Below are 3737 nucleotides of genomic sequence, written 5' to 3'. Positions count from 1 at the left end.
CACGTCACGATGTCGGCACTTCTGGGTCGTTCCGGAGCGCAGAACCACCCGGAACCGCCGACATCTTGCGGGAAGGGGTCTGTGCCGGATAGGTCCCGCGACAGGCGGGTGTTAAATTCGACCTGCCATCTGGCACAACTCACGTCCTGCATGCCAGGGGAAGCCGGTCGAACTCCGGCGCTGACCCGCAACCGTAGGCCACCACGCGTGGCGAGCCGGAGCACCTGCTGAGGGACCGACCTATTCACGCTGTCGAGGAACACACGTGACGGGCTCCGGGCCGTTCTCGTGCTGCAGCGGGAAGGAACCCAGTGAAGATCCCCACTCTCCGTCGCGCAACAGCAGCGGCCATCGCCCCGGCACTCGCGGCCGGCATGGTGGTGTCGGCGTCGTCGGCCCAGGCTGACACGGCGCCGAGCTCCTACTCCTACTCGGCCGCCCGTTGGCTGGCCGACCAGCTGACCGACGGGCTCGTCGTCGCCGGCGGCAACACGTACTACGGGCAGACGCTCGACCTGTTCTTCGCGCTCGACGGGCTCGGCGTGCGTGCGAGCACCGCGAACGGCATCCTCGACGCGTTCGAGGAGAAGCAGGGCGACTACACGACCGGCGAGTCGTTCGGCGACGTCGACAGCCACTACGCCGGAGCGACCGCGAAGCTCGCGACGGCCGTCCAGGCCGGGTCCAGGGAAGCCGAGTCGTTCGGTGGCCACGACCTCGTGGCGGAGCTCGAGGCGCTGGTCCGGCCGACGGGCGACGACCAGGGCCGGGTCTCTGACGTCTCGGCATACGGCGACAACTCCAACGCGATCGGGCAGAGCTTCGCGGTGCGTGCGCTCGCCACGGCGTCCAGCAACAAGCTCGCCGACGCCACGGCGTACCTGCTCAAGCAGCAGTGCTCCGACGGGGCGTTCCGGACGTTCATGTACACCGTCGCGGTCGCTGATCCCGACTACCCCGTCGACCCGATCGACCGCGTGTGCGGCGAGGGGCCGACCACCGGCGACGACTCGCTCAGCGTCGACGCCACCGCCTACGGCCTCCAGGCCCTGCTCGAGGCCAAGGCAGCCGGGACAACCGGACTGGACGACGACATCGCCGACGCGATCAGCTGGCTCAAGGGAGCCCAGAACTCCGACGGATCGTTCTCCGACCTCGGGACCGCCAACGCCAGCAGCACCGGCCTGGCCGCGACCACGCTGAAGCGGGTCGACGAGCCCGGCGTCGCCGGACGTGCGGCCTCCTGGCTCGTGAGGCAGCAGGTGACCGACGCTGCCGCGGAGGACACGGCGCTGGCCAACGAGCTCGGAGCCATCGCGCCGGACAGTGACTCCCTCGCGGACGGCAAGACCGACGGAATCCCCTCGAGCGAGCGCCTTCGCTGGGTCATCGCGACGGCGCAGGCCGCCACTGGCGTCAACGCGCAGCTCCCGGCGGCAACGCTCGCCGTCAAGGCCCCGACCGGCTACGTGCAGGGCGGCAAGAAGGCCACCGTGACCGTCACGGGCCTGGCCAAGGGCGAGAAGTTCACGGCAACCGTCACCGGAGGCGGCTCGGTCTCGGGCGTGGCGGGCACCACGGGCACGGGCTCGGTGGCGCTGACCGTCCCGACGACGACCGGCACCAAGGCTGTCGCGGTCGTCGGGTCGCGGGTCGCTCGCACAGGCAGTGTGAACGTCAAGGTCCTCGGCGCGAAGACGCTGGCGCCCAAGCTGAAGTACACCTCGGTCAAGCGCGGCGGATCGCAGAAGGTCACGGTCAGCGGGCTGGCCGCGGGCGAGTCGATCAAGGTCTACCAGGGCAGCACGCTCAAGAAGTCCGGCGCCGCGACCTCGACGGGCACGTACTCGACGACGTTCACGGTCGGCAGCTCGAAGGGCACCAAGACCGTCAAGGTCGTCGGGGCCTTCTCCAACCGGACCGGCACGAAGAACTTCAAGGTCACGTGATGCGTCGTCTCGCGCAGCTCCTCGCCGCGACCCTCCTGGGGGTCGCGGCGGTGGCCGTCATCCCCGTCGGTTCTGCCTCCGCGGCGGCCTGCTCGCGCGGGACCGGGGTCTCGGTCGTCGTCGGCAACGGCGTGCGATGTGACGCCGGCGGTGCGGGACAGTCATCGGACCAGAACTTCACCGGGGTCGGTCACTCGTTGACCTACGTCAGCTCCGAGCCCGGCTTCGTGTGCCAGGTCGACAGCGCGCCGTCCTCGGACTGCGTCAAGACCCCGTCGCAGTCGGCGTACTGGGCGCTGTGGTGGTCCGACGGCACGTCCGGCTCGTGGACGTACTCCTCGCGTGGCGTCAAGAGCCTCAAGGTGCCCGCGGGCGGTTACGTGGCGCTGGTCTTCGGCAACGGGAAGTCCGCGCCCGGCGTCAAGCCGGTGAGTGCGGCTCCCGCGCCGACGAAGAAGCCGGCTCCCGCGCCGACGCGGACCTCCGCGGCCGCATCGGCGAAGCCGACCCCGTCGGCATCCCCGTCGACCGTCGCCGAGAAGAAGGCCGACGAGAAGAAGGCTGACGACACGAAGAAGGCCACGGCGAAGGCCGAGAGGACTGCTGCGGCGGCCACCGAGACGCCGACCCCGGCCGAGCCCACGGCGAACGAGGCGGACATCGAGAACGCGTCGGAGTCCTCGCAGTCGGCCGGCACGCTCTGGGCGGGGGGCGCGATCGCCCTCGCGCTGCTGGCCGGGACGGGTGGCCTGTGGTGGCGTCGCAAGCTCTCGGGCGGGGCGTCATAAAGACGCTCCAGCAGCGGGCAACCGTCCTGCCGCGTGACCTGCACCCCGGGGCCTGGTGGATCTGGGCCCTGGGGCTGGCCGCCGCCGTGTCCACGATGGTCAACCCCGTGCTGATCGGGCTGGTCGTTCTGGTGGCGTGCTTCGTGGTCATGGCCCGACGGACGGAGGCGCCGTGGGCGATGTCGTTCCGGCTCTACCTCTATCTCGGGCTGCTCGTCGTGGTGATCCGGGTCGTGTTCCGGATCGTCTTCGGTGGTGACGGGGGCGGGCCCGTCGCGTTCACCCTGCCGTCGATCCCGCTGCCGGACTTCGCGGCCGGCATCACGCTGCTCGGCCCGGTCACCCGCGATGCGCTGCTCGCGGCGTTGTACGACGGGATGCGGCTGGCGGCGATCATCATCTGCGTCGGTGCGGCCAACGCGCTGGCCAACCCCAAGCGGCTGCTCAAGTCGATGCCGCCGGCGTTGTACGAGATCGGCAGCGCCGTCGTCGTGGCCGTCGCGCTGCTGCCCCAGCTCGCCGACAGCCTGCGCCGCGTGCGGGCGGCCCGCCAGCTGCGCGGTGTCCCGGGCAGCCGGCTCGGCAAGCTCCGCGGCATCGTCGTGCCGGTCATGGAGGACGCCCTCGAGCGCTCGATGTCGCTGGCCGCCGGCATGGACGCGCGCGGCTACGGCCGGGCGGGGGAGCTGAACCGCTCGCAACGACGTACGACGGGGGCGCTGATGCTGACCGGTCTGGTCGGCATCTGCATCGGCACCTACGCGCTGCTCGACCAGACGGCACCGCGCTGGCTGGTCCTCACCGGACTGGTCGGTGGCGTCGCCCTCGCGGGCGGCGGACTCTGGTCGGCCGGTCGCAGGGTCCAGCGCAGCCGTTACCGCCCGGATCGCTGGAGGCCCGAGGAGATCGGGGTGGCTCTCAGTGGGATCGCCGTCGGCGCCGGGTTGCTGCTGCTCGACGGTGCGGCGGTGCTCCATCCGCCGCTCGACACGTTCCCGAC

3 protein-coding genes and 1 riboswitch are annotated in these 3737 nt (G+C 71.0%); all 3 genes read left to right on the top strand.

What is annotated here, in order from left to right; all coding sequences use genetic code 11:
* Positions 1-113 precede the first annotated feature (113 nt).
* Positions 114-247, top strand: a riboswitch (cobalamin riboswitch).
* Between the two features lie 64 nt (positions 248-311).
* On the top strand, positions 312-1949 hold the full coding sequence (locus tag JWQ91_RS02020; protein WP_297780112.1) for a prenyltransferase/squalene oxidase repeat-containing protein: 1638 nt from the start codon (positions 312-314) through the stop codon (positions 1947-1949).
* Complete coding sequence (locus JWQ91_RS02015) at positions 1949-2737, top strand: hypothetical protein (protein WP_297780109.1); 789 nt, start codon at positions 1949-1951, stop codon at positions 2735-2737. The genes JWQ91_RS02020 and JWQ91_RS02015 overlap by 1 nt, the downstream gene beginning before the upstream one ends.
* Positions 2704-3737: energy-coupling factor transporter transmembrane component T (locus JWQ91_RS02010; protein ID WP_297780106.1), on the top strand; the 1034-nt coding region annotated here is incomplete at its 3' end. The genes JWQ91_RS02015 and JWQ91_RS02010, both read left to right, overlap by 34 nt.

Origin of the sequence: Aeromicrobium sp. (assembly GCF_025965075.1) — a bacterium.
Lineage (GTDB): Bacteria > Actinomycetota > Actinomycetes > Propionibacteriales > Nocardioidaceae > Aeromicrobium.
Note: the sequence above shows the minus strand (reverse complement) of the source record. Positions and strands in the feature narration are given on the sequence as shown.

Coding starts and splice junctions, on each gene's coding strand:
- JWQ91_RS02015 (WP_297780109.1), top strand. CDS start 1,949: ATGCGTCGTCTCGCGCAGCTCCTCGCCGCGACCCTCCTGGGGGTCGCG.